General features: G+C 72.1%; 20 protein-coding genes. 11 read left to right on the forward strand and 9 right to left on the reverse strand.

Annotation, left to right across the window (positions count from 1 at the left end; genetic code table 11):
* Window positions 1-41 precede the first annotated feature (41 nt).
* Together CSC66_RS00375 and CSC66_RS00380 are read left to right on the forward strand one after the other, a co-directional pair.
* Entirely contained in the window at window positions 42-1082 is a 1041-nt protein-coding gene (locus tag CSC66_RS00375) for a S66 peptidase family protein (protein WP_162375307.1), read from the forward strand.
* Window positions 1083-1251: 169 nt separating this feature from the next.
* A complete protein-coding gene (locus tag CSC66_RS00380) occupies window positions 1252-3126 on the forward strand; it encodes a DUF885 domain-containing protein (RefSeq protein WP_162375308.1) in 1875 nt (624 codons plus the stop codon).
* A 41-nt stretch (window positions 3127-3167) separates the two neighbouring features.
* Here the strand turns inward: CSC66_RS00380 and CSC66_RS00385 are convergent, their stop codons facing one another.
* Together CSC66_RS00385 and CSC66_RS00390 are read right to left on the reverse strand one after the other, a co-directional pair.
* Window positions 3168-4277, reverse strand: a complete 1110-nt coding sequence (locus CSC66_RS00385; RefSeq protein ID WP_162375309.1) for an NAD(P)/FAD-dependent oxidoreductase — start codon at window positions 4275-4277, stop codon at window positions 3168-3170.
* Between the two features lie 113 nt (window positions 4278-4390).
* Window positions 4391-4786, reverse strand: a complete 396-nt coding sequence (locus CSC66_RS00390; RefSeq protein WP_162375310.1) for a DUF1398 domain-containing protein — start codon at window positions 4784-4786, stop codon at window positions 4391-4393.
* 238 nt (window positions 4787-5024) lie between these two features.
* On the opposite strand from CSC66_RS00390, the gene CSC66_RS00395 reads away from it, so the two are divergent.
* The 5 genes from CSC66_RS00395 to CSC66_RS00415 all read left to right on the forward strand — a co-directional run bounded on the left by CSC66_RS00395 (window position 5025) and on the right by CSC66_RS00415 (window position 8343).
* A complete protein-coding gene (locus CSC66_RS00395) occupies window positions 5025-5558 on the forward strand; it encodes a riboflavin biosynthesis protein RibA (RefSeq protein WP_162375311.1) in 534 nt (177 codons plus the stop codon).
* 239 nt (window positions 5559-5797) lie between these two features.
* On the forward strand, window positions 5798-6268 hold the full coding sequence (locus tag CSC66_RS00400; protein WP_162375312.1) for a hypothetical protein: 471 nt from the start codon (window positions 5798-5800) through the stop codon (window positions 6266-6268).
* Window positions 6269-6500: 232 nt separating this feature from the next.
* Window positions 6501-7406 (forward strand): acyltransferase, encoded by a 906-nt coding sequence (locus tag CSC66_RS00405; RefSeq protein WP_379655879.1) that lies wholly within the window; start codon window positions 6501-6503, stop codon window positions 7404-7406.
* 129 nt (window positions 7407-7535) lie between these two features.
* The gene (locus tag CSC66_RS00410) at window positions 7536-8018 is read left to right on the forward strand and encodes a YciI family protein (protein WP_162375313.1); all 483 of its coding nucleotides are present in this window, start codon (window positions 7536-7538) and stop codon (window positions 8016-8018) included.
* Window positions 8019-8094: 76 nt separating this feature from the next.
* Window positions 8095-8343 (forward strand): hypothetical protein, encoded by a 249-nt coding sequence (locus CSC66_RS00415; protein WP_162375314.1) that lies wholly within the window; start codon window positions 8095-8097, stop codon window positions 8341-8343.
* 15 nt (window positions 8344-8358) lie between these two features.
* On the opposite strand, the gene CSC66_RS00420 is transcribed toward CSC66_RS00415, so the two are convergent.
* Window positions 8359-8562, reverse strand: coding sequence for a hypothetical protein (locus tag CSC66_RS00420; RefSeq protein ID WP_162375315.1), 204 nt, complete (start codon window positions 8560-8562; stop codon window positions 8359-8361).
* 284 nt (window positions 8563-8846) lie between these two features.
* Between CSC66_RS00420 and CSC66_RS00425 the strand changes: the two genes are divergently transcribed.
* The 4 genes from CSC66_RS00425 to CSC66_RS00440 all read left to right on the forward strand — a co-directional run bounded on the left by CSC66_RS00425 (window position 8847) and on the right by CSC66_RS00440 (window position 13483).
* Entirely contained in the window at window positions 8847-9767 is a 921-nt protein-coding gene (locus CSC66_RS00425) for a M14 family metallopeptidase (RefSeq protein ID WP_162375316.1), read from the forward strand.
* A 186-nt stretch (window positions 9768-9953) separates the two neighbouring features.
* On the forward strand, window positions 9954-10805 hold the full coding sequence (locus tag CSC66_RS00430; protein ID WP_162375317.1) for an HDOD domain-containing protein: 852 nt from the start codon (window positions 9954-9956) through the stop codon (window positions 10803-10805).
* 124 nt (window positions 10806-10929) lie between these two features.
* On the forward strand, window positions 10930-11349 hold the full coding sequence (locus CSC66_RS00435) for a BlaI/MecI/CopY family transcriptional regulator (RefSeq protein WP_162375318.1): 420 nt from the start codon (window positions 10930-10932) through the stop codon (window positions 11347-11349).
* Window positions 11342-13483: a M56 family metallopeptidase gene (locus tag CSC66_RS00440; protein ID WP_162375319.1), complete on the forward strand. Its 2142-nt coding sequence runs from the start codon at window positions 11342-11344 to the stop codon at window positions 13481-13483. Before CSC66_RS00435 ends, CSC66_RS00440 begins: the two co-directional genes overlap by 8 nt.
* A gap of 42 nt (window positions 13484-13525) precedes the next feature.
* Here CSC66_RS00440 and CSC66_RS00445 read toward each other — a convergent pair whose 3' ends face one another.
* The 6 genes from CSC66_RS00445 to flhF are packed head-to-tail and all read right to left on the reverse strand — an operon-like array spanning window position 13526 to window position 19479.
* Complete coding sequence (locus CSC66_RS00445) at window positions 13526-15385, reverse strand: chemotaxis protein CheA (protein ID WP_162375320.1); 1860 nt, start codon at window positions 15383-15385, stop codon at window positions 13526-13528.
* A gap of 13 nt (window positions 15386-15398) precedes the next feature.
* The gene (locus CSC66_RS00450) at window positions 15399-16022 is read right to left on the reverse strand and encodes a protein phosphatase CheZ (protein ID WP_162375321.1); all 624 of its coding nucleotides are present in this window, start codon (window positions 16020-16022) and stop codon (window positions 15399-15401) included.
* The gene (locus CSC66_RS00455) at window positions 16019-16411 is read right to left on the reverse strand and encodes a chemotaxis response regulator CheY (RefSeq protein WP_162375322.1); all 393 of its coding nucleotides are present in this window, start codon (window positions 16409-16411) and stop codon (window positions 16019-16021) included. The genes CSC66_RS00450 and CSC66_RS00455 overlap by 4 nt, the downstream gene beginning before the upstream one ends.
* Before the next feature lie 50 nt (window positions 16412-16461).
* Window positions 16462-17205, reverse strand: a complete 744-nt coding sequence (locus CSC66_RS00460; protein WP_162375323.1) for an RNA polymerase sigma factor FliA — start codon at window positions 17203-17205, stop codon at window positions 16462-16464.
* Window positions 17202-18083, reverse strand: coding sequence for a P-loop NTPase (locus CSC66_RS00465; protein ID WP_202935564.1), 882 nt, complete (start codon window positions 18081-18083; stop codon window positions 17202-17204). Before CSC66_RS00465 ends, CSC66_RS00460 begins: the two co-directional genes overlap by 4 nt.
* Window positions 18070-19479 carry a flagellar biosynthesis GTPase FlhF gene (gene flhF, locus CSC66_RS00470; RefSeq protein WP_162375325.1) on the reverse strand — a complete coding sequence of 470 codons (1410 nt, stop codon included), beginning with the start codon at window positions 19477-19479 and terminating at the stop codon, window positions 18070-18072. Before flhF ends, CSC66_RS00465 begins: the two co-directional genes overlap by 14 nt.
* Between the last annotated feature and the right edge of the window lie 38 nt (window positions 19480-19517).

Genomic DNA, 19517 nt, shown 5'->3' on the forward strand with positions numbered 1-19517 from the left:
GCTACCCTCGGCGGATCATCCACCGGAGAGGATCGGCACGCATGCATCGACGGCAGTTCCTGGGAGGCGCCCTGGGCGCGTCGCTGTTGCCATGGATGGCCGGCAGCAGCCCGGCGTTCGCCGCCGTGCGCGGCCGCCTGCGGCCACCGCCGCTGCAACCCGGCGACACCGTCGGCCTGGTCAGCCCGTCGTCGGCCACCGATGACAGCTTCAGCCTGCAGCTGGCGCGCGAGGCGATGGAGGCGCTGGGCTTCAAGGTGCGCACCGGCGAGCACTACGGCGCGCGGTGGGGCCACCTGGCCGGCACCGATGCGCAGCGGGCCGGCGACCTCAACGCGATGTTCGCCGACCGCCAGGTCAGGGCGATCGTGTGCGTGCGCGGCGGTTCGGGTGCGGCGCGGCTGCTGCCGCTGCTGGACTACGACGCGATCCGGCGCGATCCCAAGGTACTGCTGGGCTACTCGGACATCACCGCGCTGCACTGCGCGATCCAGGCCAGGACCGGCCTGGTCACCTTCCACGGGCCGATCGGGTCCGGCAGCTGGAACCGCTTCAACGTCGACCAGTTCCGGCGCCTGTTCCTCGAGCGGCAACTGATGGAATACCGCAACGCCGCCGACCCCGGCGACGAGCTGGTCCAGCGCAGCAACCGCACAATCACCCTCCGCGGCGGGAAGGCGCGTGGCGAGCTGGTCGGCGGCAACCTGTCGGTGCTGGTGGCGCTGGCCGGCTCCTCCTACCTGCCGGCCTTCGACGGGCGGATCCTGTTCCTGGAGGACGTGGCCGAAGCGCCGTACCGGATCGACCGCATGTTCAGCACGCTCAAGCTGATGGGTGCGCTGGACCGGATCGCCGGCTTCGTCTTCGGCCAGTGCACCGACTGCGATCCCGGCGACGGCTACGGCTCGCTGACCCTGGAGCAGATCCTCGACGACTACATCCGGCCGTTGCGCATCCCCGCCTACCGCGGCGCCATGATCGGCCACATCCGCGAGCAGTTCATCCTGCCGGTCGGTGGCATGGTGGAACTGGACGCGGATGCGGGGACGCTGCGGATGCTCGAGCCGGTGTTCACGGGCTAGGGACACCGCGCGGTCGGGCCGCCGTGCCTGCGTTCGCCCGAGCGGCCGTAGCGGCGCCCGCCGCCCGCGCATGTCCATCTCCCGATCCGCGACGTGGTGTGCTGATCAGGCGCGTACGCGCATGCGATCCTTGCGCGTTGACCCGTCGCGCCGTTCCCCAGGAGATCCGATGCCCCGTCGTACTGTCCTGCTCGCCGCCTGCATGGCCGCCTGCGCCATCGCCGCGCCCGCCGTCGCAGGCGCGACCGACGCGGCGCACGTCGCAGTCGAAGCAGCGCCGCCGTCGCAGACCCTCGGCGCCCTGGTCGATGCGCAGACCATGCGTGCGGCCAACAGCGATCCGGAGCTGCGTACCTTGCTGGGCATCTCCGGCGACGGAATCGACCTGTCGTCGCAGCTGACCGACGTTTCGCCGGCGCGGCGGCAGGTGCTGCGCCAGGCGATGCAGGACAACCTGGATGAGATGGAGCGCTACGTCGCCGCCCATCCGGTGGAGGGCCAGGACCGCTGGACCCTGGGGCTGATGCGCTGGTTCTACGACCGCCAGATCGAAATGATGGCCCCGGCCTGGGCGCCGGCCTGGCTGCCGGCCGGTGCGACGACCTATGCGGTCGACCAGTTGTTCAGCATCCCGGTGATGCTGCCGCAGTTCATGGAGAACCAGCATGCGGTGCGCGACGAGGCCAGCGCGCTGGCCTACGTCTCGCGGCTGCACGCGATCGGCACCAAGCTCGACCAGGTCCGCGCCAACTTCGACCTGCAGGCCGGCCAGGGCGTACTGCCGCCGCAGGTGGCGCTGGAAGGCGCGGCCAGCCAGGTCCGCGCATTGATCGCGCCACCGCCGGCGCAGAGCCGTTTCGTGCTGGCGCTGCAGCGCAAGCTCGAGAAGACCGCACTGGCCCCCGCGCGCCAGCGCGAGCTGCTCGAGCAGGCCACCGCGGCGGTGCGCGACGACGCCAATCCCGGCTACGCGCGCCTGCTGGCAAGGCTGGAGCAGGCGATCGCCACGCAGCCGGGCGACCGGGGCATGTGGGCCTTGCCTGGTGGCGATGCCTATTACGACGCCGCTCTGCGCTGGAACACCAGCACCGACCTGGACGCCGAGCGCATCCACCGGATCGGCCTGGCCGAAGTGGCGCGGATCCAGCAGGAGATGGATGCGCTGCTGCGTGCGCAGGGCATGGCCGACGGCACGGTGGGCGAGCGCATGGCCGCGCTGGTCGACGACCCGCGCTTCCTCTACGCCGACACCGATGCCGGTCGCGCCGAGGTCGTCGCCGACATCCACCGCGCGCTGGCCAGGCTCGAGCCGGAGGTGCCGAAGTACTTCGGCCGCCTGCCACCGGCGCCGCTGGAAGTGCGTACCGTCGCCCCGGCGGCGCAAGCCACCGCGCCCGGCGCCTACTACCTGGCGCCGGCGATGGACGGGTCGCGGCCCGGGCTGTACTTCATCAACCTGGGCAACCCCAAGGTCAACACGCGCTGGAGCCTGCCGACGCTGACCTACCACGAGGGCTCGCCCGGGCACCACTTCCAGATCGCGATCGGCCAGGCGCTGGCCGACCTGCCGATGATGCGGCGCGGGCTCAATCCCAGTGCCTTCACCGAAGGCTGGGCGTTGTACGCCGAGCAGCTGGTGGCCGAAATGGGCCTGTACCGCGACGATCCGTGGGGCGACATCGGCCGCCTGCGCGCCGAGCTGTTCCGCTCGGTGCGGCTGGTGGTCGACACCGGCCTGCACCGCAAGCGCTGGACGCCGGAACAGGCGATCGCCTACATGCACGCGCAGACCGGCATGGAGCCGGCGGAAGTACGGATCGAGGTATACCGCTACCTGGTCCAGCCGGGGCAGGCATGCTCCTACAAGGTCGGCCACCTGAAGATGGTCGAACTGCGCGAGCGCGCACGCGCGCAGCTGGGCGACCGCTTCGACATCCGCGCCTTCCACGACCTGGTGCTGGGCAATGGCGCCATCCCGCTGGCGGTGCTGGAAGCGACGGTGGACGACTGGATCGCGGCGACGCGGGCGGCGCCGGCCGGCTGACCGGCACCGCTCGTGCGCCGGTCGTGCAGGCCGGCGCGATCTCAGCCGCCGCGCCGGTGGAAATACACCTGGCTGGCGGCCCAGCGCAGCGGCGGCGAGTGCAGCAGCAGGTCGAAGGGCCAGTCGAACTGCAGGTGGTCGTAGGCCCAGCGCAGGGCGCGCTTGAGGCGGAACCTGGGCGCGGCGTCGATGGCGACCCTTTCGGCCGGCGGACCGCCGTCGCGCAGGCGGCGGGCGATGGCCTCGCCGACCGTCCAGCCGTGGGTCCAGGCCGAATGGATGCCGCCCGCGGTCACCGGCGATACCACGCCGGCCGCGTCGCCGACCAGGATCGCGCGATCGCTTGCGAGGTCGAACACCGGCCCGCTGCACGGAATCAGTCCGGCCCGCGTGCTGCCGGGGCGGAGCTGGCGTGGCAGGCCGGCGGCGACCCCGACGCGCAGCAGGAAGCCGTCGATGTCGGGCAGGCGCGCATGGGCCGGGTCGTGGCGCAGCGCCAGGCCGGCCTGGATGCCGGTCGGGCTCTGGGCGATCCAGCCGATGTAGCCGGGTGCGTAGCGCTTGCTGATGAAGCAGTGCAGGGCGCCGGGATCGGCAAGCAGCGAGCCGGGGAATTCGTACTCGATGCCATAGAGGAACTGGCGCACCTGGCCCAGGCCGCAGTGCCGCGCCACGCGCGAACGCGCCCCGTCGGCGCCGACCAGGTAGCGGGTGGGGCCGACGCCTTCCACCTGCCATCCATCACCCGCCCGCGTGCAGCCGGTGAACGCCTGGCCCAGGCGCAGGTCGACCCCGTTCTCGCGCATCCGCCCGGCCAGCCAGCGCATGGCGGCGGGCGTGTCGGTGGTGTGGAAGTAGTAGCCGGGCGCGGCCAGCGCCACCTGCTCCAGGCTCGGCGCGTACAGGCGCACCCGTTCCACGCGCCGCACCAGGACGGCCGGCAGCTGGCCGAGCAGCGTCGCCTCGGCGGCCTCCTTGACGATGATGCCGGTGGTGCGCAGCTTCGCGCCCGGATCGCGCTTGCGCTCGAGCACGACCACGTGCAGGCCGCGCTGGGCCGCGGCGATGGCGCAGGCGGCGCCGGCGAAACTGGCGCCGACCACCACCAGGTCGGGGGCGGAGCGGGTGGCGCGCGGGGGAAAGGCTTCCATGGTCGTTCCGGCAGGGCGGGACCGGGAAGCTACGCGCGGCATGCGGCGCGTGTGTGGGGCCAGGGTGAAGCGAAGTCGCGCGGCGGCCGTGCGACGCCGCGCGTGCCTGGCTGTCAGTCCGGGAACTTCTCGACGTGGACCTCGCCGCGGCGGCCGTAATAGCTGACGTGCCGCCCGTCGATCCACACCGTGTAGCCGATGCATCCGGCCGCCATCGACAGCCGCTTGAACTGCGGATACATCACCACGCCGCGCTGGGAACCGGCGATCGCCGCGCGCAGGGCGGCGATGTCCAGCATCGCCGGGATCGGCATTTCCGGCGTGTCCAGTGCCAGGTCCAGCGGCGCGCCGTCGCGCGGATAGTAGGTCGTGCGGCCGCTGCGGTAATCGACGGTGTAGGACTCCACCCCCGCGACCACCATCAGGCCGACCACCTGGCTGAACTGCAGGCGGCCCTCCGACGAACCGGCGGCGGCCTCACGGATCAGGTCGAGGGTCGGGGAGGGCATGCAGGCTCCGGGGTGATGCGCGCGACGACAGGGTAATGCGAACGGCAGCGGCGGCGACAGCCGGACTGTGCGTGCACGATCGTGAGGAAAATGCATGGGAACGGTTAAGGCCGCTGGATCCGCGCGGAGGGGGGCGGCCGCAAGCCTGAACCGCTGCCGGATACAGGCGATTCCGGCTCACGCCTCGGCGACCGCACGCATGCCAGCCTGCGCGTACCCCCACTGCCGGCAGAAGGCCATGAACCTCCTTTCTTCCGTGACCGGCGAGATGTCCGACAGCAAGGTCGCCGCCGTATTCGACGACGAATCCGAAGCGCGTGCCATCGCCCGCCAGGTCCAGCACATGCTGCAAATGCAACCGGCGCAGGTCCAGGTGGTCACGCCGCACGACGCGCGTCCCGGCCGCAAGCTGGAGCCCGAAGGCCGCGGCATCTTCCGCACGATCCTGGTCGCCCATTACCGCCTCGGGCTCGCCGGCCTGGGCCTGGGCGCGCTGCTGTTCGCCTGCCTTTACCTGGCCGGCCTGGAGCCGGTGGTGCTGTCGCCGCGGCTGGCGGCGGCGCTGATCATCGGCTACGGGGGCGTGTTCGGCCTGATGGCGGGTGGCCTGGTCTCCCTGCGTCCGGACCACACGCCCTACGTGGCGAAGGTGCGCACGGCCCTGGACGAGGGACGGTGCGCGATCGTGGTGCATGCCTTCGACGACGGCGAACGCGCTCGTGCGCAGGAGGTGCTGGCGGCCCATGGCGGCGAGACGATCCGCACCCTCTAGCGGGTTGTGCGAGCACGGGGGTCGTGCGAGGCCGCCCAACGCGGTTGACCCCCGAATCGGAATCCGTGCCGCGGCCGGGAATCGCTCCGGCCAACAGCCCGCTGCCAGCGCCGGCCGGCGCATTGCCCCAGAGTCCTACAGCCAGTCGAAGGTCGTCCGGATAGGCTGCCGTCCGTCACTTCAATGGGGGGTACGGCATGGGCAAGGCGCGCGCAGGCGGGAAGGGTGCGGGATGGTTGTTGCTGGGGTTGCTGGGGTTGCTGGTTGCGCTGCCGCTGGCGGCCGCCGAGCCCGCGGAGCAGGATGGCAAGCCGACCAAGGAGATGCTGGCGGAGTTCCGCAACGAGCTGCAGTCGGTGGAAACCGAGATCGTCTCCAAGTCGGTGTCGCTGTCCACCGAGGAGGCCACGCGGTTCTGGCCGGTATTCAAGCGCTTCCAGGCCGAGCAGGCGGCGGTGATCGACGCGCAGGTGGCGGCGGTGCGCGAGTACGCGGACGACTACGCGGCGATGACCGACCAGGACTCGCTGGAGTACGTGCAGGCGCTGCTGGATCGCGACCAGCGCATCCATGACCTGCGCGAGAAGTACCTGCGCGAATACGCCAAGGTGATCGATCCGGGACAGGCCGCGCGCGTGATCCAGATCAGCCGGCGGCTGGGGCTTGCCAGCCAGGCGCGCCTGGCCAACGCGATACCGCTCGTGAACTGAAGCGGTCGCGTCCGGCGGCGCGGAACGGGTTCGAGCCGTCGCCAGGAGCCGGCATCCCGGGCTCCCTGTCGAATCCGCGCCGTCGCCGCGGCGGCACCCGCGCGAGCGCTGCGTTCCTGCAGCCATCGCACGTCGGGGACCGGCGCGCCCGTTTCCGCTCGCGCCGGCGCAGGCGGCGGCCGGCGATGTTTTGGTAACCTTCGCAGCCCCTGCATCGCCTGGAAAACCGCCGGTGTCCCTACTGACCGGGTTGCGTCTCGCGTCGATCCTGTTGCTGGTCGTGGTCAATACCCTGGTCCATGCCTTGCCGCTGCTGCTGGTGGGCCTGTTCAAGGCGGCGCTGCCGCTGGCCGCCGTGCGGCGCGCCTGCAATCCGCTGCTGACCGGCCTCGCCGAAAGCTGGATCGCGGTCAACAGCGCGATGATCGACCGCTTCACTTCGGCACGGTTCGACGTCGAAGGCTTCAGCGACCTGCAGCGCTACGGCCATTACCTGGTTCTGGCCAACCACCAGAGCTGGGTCGACATCCTGGTGCTGCAGAAGGTGTTCAACCGGCGCATCCCGCTGCTGCGCTTCTTCCTCAAGCGTTCGCTGTTCTGGGTGCCGGTGCTTGGGCTGGCGTGGTGGGCACTGGATTTCCCGTTCATGGGCCGCTACAACCGCCGCCAGATCGCGCGCAACCCGGAGCTGGGCCGGCGCGACATCGAGGCCACGCGCCGGGCCTGCGCCAAGTTCCGCGACATCCCGGTGGCGGTGATGAACTTCGTCGAGGGCACCCGCTTCACTCCGGCCAAGCATGCCGGCCAGGCTTCACCGTACCGGCACCTGCTCAAGCCCAAGTCCGGCGGCGTGGCCTTCGTGCTCGATGCGATGGGCGACGGGCTGCACGCGATCCTGGACGTCACCATCGCCTATCCGGCGGGCCGGCCGTCGATGCTCGACCTGATGGCCGATCGCGTGCCCGCCATCCGCATCCGCGTGCGCAAGCGGGACATTCCCGCCGAGCTTGCCAGCGGGCACTACCAGGACGACCGCGCCTTCCGCGCCCGCTTCCAGCAGTGGATGAACGGGCTATGGGAGCAGAAGGACGCCGACCTCGACGCCATGCTCGAGTCCCCGGCCGGACGGGCGGACTGAGCGGCGTCGAAGTCGCGCGAGCGCCGTTCGCCGGGGCCTGGTCCGTGGGCTGGCGGCCGGCGCGGGGCGGGACTACGATCCCGGCCATCGCCGCGCCGTGCGGCATGGCAGGCCGTCGGGAGGCAGCGCATGAAGTGGCTATCGGTTCCTTTCCTGCTGGCCTGGCTGGCAGCACCGGCTGGATTCGCGGCCGAACCCGCGGCAGCGCCGGCCTATGACGAGGCCCTGGCCCGGCGCGTGGGCGCCGACGAGCACGGGATGCGGCCATACGTGCTGGTGATCCTGAAGACCGGCCCGAAGCGCATGCCCGATGGCGCGGCGCGCGATGCGATGTTCGCCGGCCACTTCGCCAACATGGAACGCCTGGCCGGCGAGGGCAAGCTGGCGCTGGCCGGTCCCTTCATGAAGGACCCCGATGGCTGGCGCGGACTGTTCGTGTTCGCGGTCGACGATATCGAGCAGGCCCGCGCGCTCACCGCGACCGATCCGGTCATCGCCAACGGCGAGATGGTGGCCGAGTACCACCGCTGGTATGGCAGCGCGGCGAACATGCTGCTGCCGGAACTGCACAAGCAGCTGGTCAAGCCGGCGGCCGCGACCGCCGCGCCCTGAGGCCGGGCGCGCCTAGCGGCGCCGGGCCAGCCAGGCATCGAGCGCGTTCGCGAACGCCTGCCGGTCGCGATCGGCGGTGGGCTTCCTGTCGATCGCCGCCGGGGTGCACGAGGCCTACATGCACAAGAAGGCCGACCGCGAGATGGTGCGCCAGTACCGGTTCATGCAGCGCATCTTCGCCTCGGCGCGGCGCTTGCTTGCCGATGCACCGGGCTTGGAGGAGAAGCGGCGGATCCTGGTCGCGCTGGGCGAGGCGGCGCTGACCGAGCACGCCGAGTGGAGCCTGATGCACCGCGCTCGCCCGTTGCCGACGTCGCGGATCTGACCCGGCCGCGGCCGGTCACTTGCCGGGCTTTTTCTCGACTTCCTCGATGCGGGTGAGCACGCGCGTGTTGCCCAGCACTTCGATACGGCCACCGGCCTTGCGGAAGGCCTCCAGGTCGCCGGAGATCCGCTCGCTGGTCAGGCTGCCACCGCCCTTGCCGCCATCACTGGCGGGCCTGCGGTCGGAGGAGGGAGGGCTCGGGGGTTTGCGGGTGGCCATGCAGGGCGGAGCTCCAGTGCGGGAGGGTGGAACGGTGAGGCCGGTGACGGCCCGCGCGGTCGCGGACGGCAATGGCGGCGGAGGCGTCCGGAAGGTCCGGGCGGAGGGGACGAGGATGGCGGGTCGGCGGCCCGTGGGCCGCGGCGGCACGCGCCTCTGCGAGCCTTGCGCCCGATCGTACTCCATTGGCGTGAAGCGGGCCGGAATGGCCCTGCCGCCGCGGGCCTCCGGCCGGGGGCGGGGCGCTGCTAGAGTGATGGCCCTACTGCAGACCCGGTGTTTTTATGACGCCCCAGCGCTTCCATCCGATCGGAACCCCCGGCCAGCCTTGGGGGGAGGCGGAGCGCAGCCTGTGGCGTTCGCGCCAGCGTCGCCAGCGCAGTTACGCCAGCGACGTGCTCGAAGCGGTCGCGCACCTGCATGCGCACTGGGACGTGCAGCCCTATGGCGAGCTGGACTATGCCCCGGATTTCTATCCCCTGGTCGCCCTGCACAGCGCCGACTGGAGCCATGACCGGCCGATCGCCCTGGTGACCGGGGGCGTGCACGGCTACGAGACCAGCGGCGTGCACGGCGCGCTGCGTTTCGCCGCCGAGCACGGCAGCGCCTACGAGGGCCGCATCAACGTGCTGGTGGTGCCCTGCGTGAGCCCGTGGGGCTACGAGCACGTGCAGCGCTGGAATCCGGCCGCGGTCGACCCGAACCGGTCCTTCAGCGCGCACGGCAAGGCGCTGGAGTCGATCGCGCTGATGCGGCTGCTGGCGCCTATGCAGGGCCGCTTCCTGGTGCACATCGACCTGCACGAGACCACCGATACCGACGAGAGCGAGTTCCGCCCGGCCCTGGCCGCGCGCGATGGCAAGCCATTCGAGCCGGAAGGCGTTCCCGACGGGTTCTACCTGGTCGGCGATTCGGAGAATCCGCAACCGGCGTTCCAGCAGGCGGTCATCGCCGCGGTCGAGCGGGTCACGCATATCGCGCCGGCCGACGCCGACGGGAAGATGATCGGCTCGCCGGTGGTGGCTCACGGGGTGATCAACTACCCGGTCAAGTCGCTGGGCCTGTGCGCCGGCGCCACCGATGCGCGTTACGCGACCACGACCGAGGTCTATCCGGACAGCCCGCAGGCCACCCCGGAACAGTGCAATGCCGCGCAGGTGGCCGCCGTGCGCGCGGCCATCGACTACGCGCTCGCCCACGGCTGACCGTCGCGCGCGCCGGCACGGCCGCGTGCCGGCACGGCGGTTGCTACCATCGCGCCTGGCGCAGGGTCACGCAGTGAGTGCAGGGGACGGATGTCGACATTGGCCTGGATCGGATTGCCGGTAATCGCGCTCGCGGCGGGTGGCTGGTGGTGGCGTTCCCGCCGCACCGGCGCCGCACCGGCGCCGATGGCACCGCGCGTTGAATCGGCTGCCCAGGCCGGTGCCGAAGCATTCGCAAGTGATGGCGGATGGGCCCTGGCCCTGGTCGAGCTGGCGGGCATCGGCGGGGATGCCGCCACCGCCGATGCGCGCGCCTGCGCGGGCGCCACGCAGGTCCTGTCGCGCTTCGCCTCCGAACCGCAACGGCTGCCGCGGCGACCGCAGCTGCTTCCGCAGCTGCTGGGCATGCTCAACGACGACGCTTCCTCGGCGCGCGACATCGCCGTGCTGATCGCGCGCGATCCGGCGCTGGCGGCGAACCTGCTGAAACTGGCCAACAGTCCCTTGTACAGGCTCCAGTCCACGCCGGTGGAAGGGCTGGAGCGGGCCGTGTCCCTGCTCGGCACCGAGGGCGTGCGGCGGATGCTGGCGGTGGCGCTGATGCAGCCGGTGATGCGCACCGAGGGCGGGGTGCTGGGCGAACTGCCCGCCCGGCTCTGGGAACACACCCAGCATGCGTCCGCATGGGTGGTGGAGGCGGCGCGTCGGGAAGGCGTCGATGCCTTCGGCGCCCAGCTGCCGGTCCTGCTGCAGGGATTGGGCGCGATCGTGGTCGTGCAGGCCCTGCGCGACGAATGCTTACGTGCGGGCCAGCCAGCGCCACCCGCGGTTGCGATCGCCAGCCTCCTGCAGCACTGGTCACCGCGGATCGGCCGCCTGGTGGCGCAGGAGTGGCAACTGGCGCCCGCGCTGCTGGCCGCGCTGGAGGGACAGGCCAGCGCGGTGCCGCACGAACGCGGTTCCCTGGCCGGCCTGCTCGCGCAGGCGAGCGTCGAAGCGGTGGCGCGGATGCGCGACGGGGCGGCCGCCCGGGACTGAGGCGCCTGGATCGCGTTCCAGGCCGATCGCTCCGGGACCATGACTTTTGACCTAGACAAAAATGTCTAGACAAGTTTGTCTGGAGGGTGCACGATGCGGCCGTCGCCATCGTGGAAGCCCGCCGATGTCCCGTTCGAACACGCGTCCACCCAAGCCCACCGCCGCCGAGCTCGACCTGCTGCGGGCGATCTGGCGGCTGGGGCCGTCCACTGCGCGCGAAGTCCACCAGGCGCTGCAGGCCGACCGGCCGGACATGCAGCCGGCCACGGTCCTGCGCCTGCTGCAGGTGATGCACGGCAAGGGCCTGGTGGTGCGCGACGAGAGCCAGCGCTCGCACGTCTATGCGGCCGCGCATGCGCAGGACGCGTTGCAGACCAACCTGCTGGGCGAGCTGATCCAGAAGGTGTTCGCCGGCTCGGGCAAGGCCCTGGTCCTGGCCGCGCTGGACGGGCATGTCAGCGAACGCGAACGCGCCGAGATCCGCCGCCTGCTCGAGCAGGGCCAGGACGATTCCGCCGGCCGGGGAGGGAAGGACCATGCATGAGCTGACCGATGCCCTGGTGCCGGTGCTGGGCCGGGCGCTGCTGCACTTCCTCTGGCAAGGCACCCTGGTCGCGCTGCTGGCGGCGATCGCGCTGCAGTTGCTGCGCGATGCCCGGCCGCAGCTGCGTTACGCGGTCGCCTGCCTGGCGCTGCTGGCCTGCGTGCTGGCGCCGCTGGGCTACATCGCCTGGGCATGGCCGCGGGCTCACGTGGATGTTGCCGGGGCGATGCTGCCGGCCGCGGCCGCGGCCGCGCTGGCGCCCGCGTCAGGCAACGCGATCGCAGCCATCGCCGCGCCGCTGCGGCACGCTGGCGAGGCGGTGCGCGGGGTCGAGGCGTTCCTGCCGGCGGTCGTGCTGCTCTGGGCCGCCGGCGCCTGCACGCTGTCGCTGCGGCTTGCCGCGGGCGTGTGGTGGCTCGGACGCCTGCCGGTGCTGGCCTCGCCGCAACTCCAGCGCAGCTGGCAGCAGCGCCTGGATGCGCTGGGCGAACGCTCCGGCCTGCGCCGCGTGGTGGCCCTGCGCCTGGTGGCGGCACTGGATTCGCCGGTGGTCGTGGGCTGGTGGCGGCCGGTGGTGCTGCTGCCGGCCTCGTTGCTGACACGCTTGCCGGCCGATTACCTCGAGGCCCTGCTGGCCCACGAACTGGCCCACGTGCGACGCCACGACTACCTGGTCAACCTGCTGCAGGGCGTGGCCGAGGCGCTGCTGTTCTACCACCCGGCCACCTGGTGGCTGTCGCGCCGGATCCGCGTCGAACGCGAACACGTGGCCGACCGGCTCGCCGCCGAGGCCACCGGTGACCCGCGACGGCTCGCGCTGGCGCTGGCGGCGCTGGCCGACCACCAGGCGAGCCTGCACGCCGCCCCCGAACCGGCACTCGCCGCCCTGTCTCCCACTGGAGGACCGCTCATGAAACGCATCGAACAGCTCGTACGTCCCGGACACGCCACCGGCGGCGGGCGCATTGTATTTCCGCTGCTGGGCCTGGCCGCCGCGGGGCTGGCCTTCTACGCCCACGCGCACCGCGACCCTTCGGCGTCGCCGGCGGGAATGAACGTCTTCAATTCCACGCCTTCAGTGGCGATCGGCACCGCGGCGCCGGCGGCGGCGACGGTGCCGCGCGGCGGCGTCGTCGCCGCGGTGGCGCAGGCATCACCGACGCCGGCCGCGCGCGCTACCACCGCCGTCCGGGCGACCCCGGCCGCGGTGCCGACGGCAAGCGCGTCGGTCGCCACCGCGCCTGCGGCACCGCCGGCGCCACCATCGCCGGCGAACGTCCCGGCACCGCCGGCGCCACCCGCACCGGCGACGCCGACGGCGGTGCCGGCGCCTCCCGCGCCACCGGCGCCGGCCCGTCCGGCGAACGTGCCGGCCCCACCGGCCCCGCCGGCGGTGCAGGTACGCATGCACGGGAACGGCGGCGAGTCGTACGCGCTGGTGGGCAACGGCAGCGACGGTTACCTGATGTCCGGCTCCAGCGATGACATGCCGCAGATCGAAGCGCTGCGGCGCTCGATGAAGGGCGACTTCCTCTGGTTCCTCCGCGACGGCAAGGCCTACGTGGTGACCGATCCGGCCACGCTGGCGCAGGTGCGCAAGTCGTGGGCCGGAGCCGATGCGCTGGGCGAGCGCATGCGCGTGCTCGGTGACCAGATGGACGGCCACGGCCGCAAGATGGAGGCGATCGGCCGCGAGATGGAGAACCTGTCCGACGTCGCCGAACCGGCCGCGATCGAGGCGGCCTCGCGGCAGATGGAGGTGCTCGGGCGCCAGCAGGGCGAAATCGCCGAACGCCAGGCGCGCCTGTCCATCGCGATGATCGACGCCGACGAGCGCAAGCGCGCCGCGCTCGAGCAGCAGATGCGTTCGCTGGCCGAGCAGCAGGAAGCCGTGTCGCGCCGGATGCAGGAGCAGTCGCTGCGGATCGAGGCGGAGGCCGAACGCCACCAGCGGCAGCTGCAGCCGATGGAGGGCCTGTCGCGGCGCATGGAGGAAGCCTCGCGGCCGATGGAGGCCCTGGGCAAGCAGATGGAAGTGGTCAGCCAGCGTGCCGAGCGCGAGACCCGCCAGCAGATCGACCACGCGCTGGAAACGGGCCTGGCGCGCCCGCTGTCGCCGACGCAGCGGCAGTGAGGGTGGGCCGGAAGGCGGGCCCCGGCGCGGGGCCCGGCTTCCTCAGCCGGAGGCCCGCAGTCCGTCGACGTCGAGGATCAGGGCCAGGCGGCCATCGCCGATGAGGGTGGCGCCGGCATAGCCGGGCAGGCCGCGCAGGGCGCGCGGCAGCGGCTTGATCACCACCTCCTCGCGGCCGCGGACCTGGTCGACGATCAGGCCGAAGCGCGAATCGCCCATCTGCAGCACGACCACGGTCAGCAGCGCGGTGTCCTGCGGCTCGATGCCGAGCCAGCGGCGCAGGTCGAGCAGGGCCAGGGTGTGGCTCTGGCGGTCCAGCACCGGGCGCCCGTCGAACCAGCCCAGCGACTTGGGCGCGGCGTGCAGCACCTCCTGCACCCGCGCCAGCGGCAGCGCATAGACGTCGTCGCCGGCCTGGACCAGCAGGGTCGGCAGGATCGCCAGGGTCAGCGGCACGCGGATCATGAAGCGGGTGCCGCGCCCGAGCTCGGACTGGATCTGGATCTGGCCGCCGAGTTCGCGGATGCGCGACTGGACCACGTCCATGCCCACGCCGCGGCCGGAGATGTCAGTGACTTCGGCCTTGGTCGAGAAGCCGGGCAGGAACACCAGGTGCAGGCACTCGTCCGGACCCAGCCGCGCGGCGGCTTCCGGATCGAGCAGCCCCTTCTCGCGGGCCTTGGCGCGCAGCCGCTCGGGGTCGATCCCGGCGCCGTCGTCCTGCACCTCGATGCTGACGTAGTCGCCTTCCTGTTGCGCTGACAGGCGCAGCCGGCCGACCCGCGGCTTGCCGGCCGCCTCGCGCAATTCCGGCGATTCGACCCCGTGGTCGATGCCGTTGCGGACCAGGTGCACCAGCGGATCGGCCAGCGCCTCGACCAGGTTGCGGTCCAGCTCGGTCTCCGCGCCCACCATCTCCAGCTCGACTTCCTTGCGCAGCGAGCGGGCGACGTCGCGGGCCACCTTGGGGAAGCGCGAGAACACCTTGCCGACCGGCTGCATGCGCGTGCGCATCACCGCCGACTGCAGGCGCGCGGTGGCCACGTCCAGGGTGCCCACCGCACGGTCGAGTTCCTCGTCCTTCAGGCGCACGCGCAGGGTCTTGAGCCGGTTGCGCGCCAGCACAAGCTCGCCGATCAGGTTGACGATCGCGTCCAGCCGGCGCGTGTCCACGCGCACGGTCTGCTCGGCCTCGACCGGTGCCGTCGCGCGTGGCGGCGCGGGCGTGGCCGGTCGCGGCGGCGAGGCGGGCACCGCCGGCGCGACGCGCGTGGCCGGTGCCGGCGCCGCCGGGCAGGCGCCCGGTGCGGCACCGCCGTGCAGCTGGTCGAGCAGGGCCTCGAACTCGTCGTCGTCGATCATGTCCGGCGCAGGCCGGGCGGCCGCCGGCTTGGCCGGGGGCGGGGCGCTGCCGGGTGCGGCGGCGCCATGCAACTGGTCGAGCAGGGCTTCGAACTCGTCGTCGCCGATCATCTCCGGCGACGCCGGGGCGGACGAGGCAGGGGCCGGTGCCGCGGCGACGACCGGGTCCAGGCTGAACTGCGCGATCAGCTCGGCCGGCGCGTGCGCCGGTTCGGTTCCGGCGCCCACCGCATCGAGCATGGCCTGCAGCCAGTCCAGCGATCGCTGCGCGGCGTCGAAGTGCTGCGCCTCGAGCGCGGCCTGGCCAGCGCGCACGCTGCCGAGCGTCTCCTCGGCGGCGTGGCACAGCTCCACCATCGGGGTGATGCCGAGGAAGCCGGCGCCGCCCTTCAGGGTGTGGAAGCCGCGGAACACCGCGTTGAGCTGGTCGCGGTCGTCCGGTGCATGTTCCAGCGCGACCAGCTGCTCGCCGAGGCGGTCCAGGATTTCCTGGGCCTCGACGATGAAATCAGCCGCGATCTCCGCGGTCACTCCGCTCATGGCATGGGTCTCGTTACAGGCCCAGGTCGGCCAGCAGCGCGTCGGCGTCGACCTGGGTCACCGCGTGGCGGTCCAGGCCGTGCACGGCGGGGCCGGCCAGCGCCGGGCCGGGGGTTTCCTCGCGGGGCGGCAGCCCGAGCGCGCCGAAGCCCTCGTGGACCTTGCGCACGATGCCGGCCACCCGACGGATGATCTGGCCGGTGAGGTCCTGGTAGCTCTGGGTCAGGCCGATCTCGGTGAGGTTGTGGCGGATCCTGTCCAGCACTTCGTCCTGGCGCGCGGAGACGCCTTCGATGCGCACGCTCTCGAGCAGGTCGCGGCACTGGTCGGCCAGGTCCAGGGTGCGGTGGGTGGCCTGTTCGGTCACCGCCACCACGTGGTCCAGGCGCGCGCAGGCATCGTCGAGCTCGACCGGGCGTCCGTCCTCGTCGGGCGTGCGCGGCAGTTCGCCCAGGGCCTGGCTCAGTTCGCGGGCGAGCCGGCCCAGGCCCTGCACCAGCGGCCGGGTGCGGGCCGACGCCAGCGCGTCGATCACCGCGCGCATGGAGGTCTCGTCGCCGCGCTCGAGCGCGTCCAGGGCCTCGTGCAGGCGCTGGATCAGCGCGGCGCGTTCGGGGGACACGGCCACCGCGCTCATGCGGTGGCCGCCAGGCGTTCGGAGATCTTGCCCAGCTTCTCTTCCAGGGTCTGCGCGGTGAACGGCTTGATGATGTAGCCGTTCACGCCGTTCTGCGCGGCCTCGATGATCTGTTCGCGCTTGGCCTCGGCGGTGACCATCAGCACCGGCAGGGTCTTGAGCTTCTCGTCTGCGCGGATCGAGCGCAGCAGGTCGATGCCGGTCATGCCGGGCATGTTCCAGTCGGTGACCACGAAATCGAACGGAGCCGAGCGCAACGCGGCCAGGGCCGTGTGGCCGTCGTCGGCCTCGGCGGTGTTGGTGTAGCCCAGATCGTTGAGCAGGTTCTTGACGATGCGACGCATCGTCGAGAAGTCGTCCACGATCAGGATGCGCATGTTCTTGTTCACTTCTTGCTCCGTTTCAGGGTGGTGCGGTGTAGCGGGTGGGAGGCGCCGGCCTATTCGTCGTCCAGCCCGGCGTCGCGCGATTCGTACTGGCCCAGGCGGCCGCGCAGGCGCAGCACGGCCTGGCCGTGGATCTGGCACACGCGCGACTCGCTGACCCCGAGCACCGCGCCGATCTCCTTGAGGTTCAGCTCCTGCTCGTAGTACAGCGAAAGCACCAGCTGTTCGCGCTCGGGCAGCAGGCCGATGGCCGCGGCCAGCTCGCGGCCGAAGTCGCTGCGTTCCAGGACCTGCTGCGGGGTCATGCCGCCGCTGTGGATGGTCACCTCGCCGTGGTCCTCCACGTGCGAGTCCAGGCTCAGCACCTGGCCGCGCGAGGCGTCCTCGAGCAGGCGCAGGTATTCGGGCAGCGGCATCTCCAGGTGCGCGGCCACTTCCTGCGGGCTGGCGGCGCGGCCGGTGGCCTGCTCGATCTGGCGCACCGCCGCCGCGGCGTCGCGGGCGCGGCGGTGCACCGAGCGCGGCACCCAGTCGCCGCGGCGGATCTCGTCGATCATCGAGCCGCGGATGCGGATCGAGGCGTAGGTCTCGAACGAGGCGCCCTGGTCGGGGTCGTAGCTGCGCGAGGCCTCGATCAGGCCGATCATGCCGGCCTGGATCAGGTCGTCGACCTCCACGCTGGCCGGCAGGCGCGCCGCCAGGTGGTGGGCGATGCGGCGCACCAGGTCGGCATGGCGGGCGACGGCGTCGTCGGCCACGCTGCGCTGGACCGCGCGGTATTCGGCCAGGGCGTTCATGCCGCCGCTCCCTGCCGCACGCCCTGCGCGAGCAGGCGGTCGACGAAGAATTCGATGTTGCCGCGCGGGCTGGCCGGGGCTTCCCAGCGCGCCGCGCGGCGGGCGATCTCGGCGATGGCGCGGGCCGAGGGGCTGGCCGGGTAGGCGGTGGCGACCGCCTGCTGGCGCTGCACCGCCATGCGCAGCCAGTCGCACTGCGGCACCGCGCCGAGGAAGTTGAGCGAGACATCGCCGAGGAAGCGCTCGCACACGCGCGATAGCTTGTCGTAGAGGCCGCGGCCCTCGGCCGGGCTGCGCACCATGTTCGCCACCACCTGCACCCGGTCCACGCCGCGCTCGCGCGAGAGGACCTTGATCAGGGCGTAGGCGTCGGTGATCGAGGCCGGCTCGTCGCAGACCACCACCACCGCGTCCTGCGCGGCCTGGCAGAAGGTCAGCACGCTGTCGGTGATGCCGGCGGCGGTGTCGACGATGAGGATGTCCAGGTCGCGCTGCAGCTCGTTGAAGACGTTGACCAGGCCCACGTGCTGGGCCGGCTGCAGTTCGGCCATGTGCCGGCGGCCGGAGGCGGCGGGCACCACCAGCATGCCGTTGGGGCCTTCGAGGATGACCTCGTCCAGCTCGCAGCGCCCGGAGACCAGGTCGGCCAGGGTGTTCTGCGGCGACAGGCCCAGCAGCACGTCGACGTTGGCCAGGCCGAGGTCGGCGTCGAGCAGGAGCGTGCGCTTGCCCAGGCCGGCCAGCGAGGCGGCAAGGTTGACCGACAGGTTGGTCTTGCCCACGCCACCCTTGCCGCCGGTGACGGCGATGCTGCGGACGGGGGCCAGGCTCGGGTTGGCGGTGTTCAGGCTCAAGGGCGGGTACTCACGCGGCGGCATGGTCGTGCTCCGGGATGTTCGGCTTATCGGCCGCGCGGCGCAGATCTTCAAGGCGAAGGACCAGGCTGGCGGCATTGGCGCGGTGGAGGTCGTCGGGAACGCGCTGGCCGTCGGTCACCCAGGTCAGCGGCAGCTGGTGGTCGACCACCACCGACAGGGCGCTGCCCAGGCGGCCGGTCTCGTCCAGCTTGGTCAGGACCACGCCCTGCGGCTTGGCCGGGCCGAAGCGGCGCACGACCTCGTCCAGGTCGGCGTAGTGCGAGTTGGCCGGCAGCACCAGCAGGGTGCGGACCTCGCGCGCGGCGCGCAGCCAGTGGAGCTGGTTGGCCAGGGCGCGGTCGCGCTGGCCCAGGCCGGCGGTATCCACCAGCACCAGCCGGTAGTCCTGCAGGCGCTGCAGCAGGCCGATCAGGGCCGCGTCGCTGTCGGCTTCGTGCACCGCCACGCCCAGCTGGCGCCCGTAGCTGTACAGCTGTTCGCGGCCGCCGATGCGGGCGGTATCGGTGGTCACCAGGGCCACGTTGCGCGCGCCGTGCTCGGCGGCGTAGCGGGCGGCCAGCTTGGCGATGGTGGTGGTCTTGCCGGCGCCGGTCGGACCGACCAGGGCGATCACGCCGCCCTGCTCCAGCGGGTCGGCCGGGCACACCGGCAGCCGCCGCGAGATCAGGCCCAGCATCAGGCCGCGGCCGCGATGGGGCGGCGTGTCGGCCGGCAGCTGCAGCACGGTGTCGCGGGTGATGCCGGCGTCGAAGCCGTAGTCTTCCATCAGCTCCATCGCCTGCAGGCGCACCGGCGAACCGCGCAGGCGCTCGTCGGTGAGGCGGTGCATTTCGCGTTCGATCATCTGCCGCATCTGCGCCAGTTCCTCGCGCATGGCCACGAGCTGTTCGTCGTTGGCCGGCGCCGGGGACGCGGGCACCGCGGACAGGTGGGCCGGTTCGGATCTGGCCGGTGACGCGGCCGGTGCGGGTTCACCGGCGTCGGCGGCACGTGCCGCCGCCACCGCCATCGTCGGCTGTGCCGGTTCCGGCGCCGACGCCTGCGCGGCGACCGGCGCCGCGGCCGGCGTGGCCAGCGCGGCCGCCATGGCCGCGGCGAAATCCGGGGTCATGCGCGGCGCAGGGGCCGGCTGCGGCACCGCCGGTGCCGGCGGCAGGTTGTCGAGGAAGGGATTCGGCCGCGCGGCGGCGCGGGCGGCGGCCTCGGCCTCGGCGCTGCGCTGCGCATCGACCAGTGCCTTCTGCACCGCGTTCTCGTCGTAGTTGCTGGCCGCCACGATCTCCACGCCCTCTTCGGTGCGGCGGTTGGAGAGGATCACCGCGTCCGGGCCGTGCTCGGCGCGGACCATGCGCAGCGCGGTGCGCATGTCGGCGGCGACGAATCGTTTGATCTTCATGACTGCTCCTTACCCGCTCGTTCGTTACCGCGTTCTTG

The organism is Pseudoxanthomonas kaohsiungensis, assembly GCF_010211765.1.
GTDB classification, from domain to species: domain Bacteria; phylum Pseudomonadota; class Gammaproteobacteria; order Xanthomonadales; family Xanthomonadaceae; genus Pseudoxanthomonas; species Pseudoxanthomonas kaohsiungensis.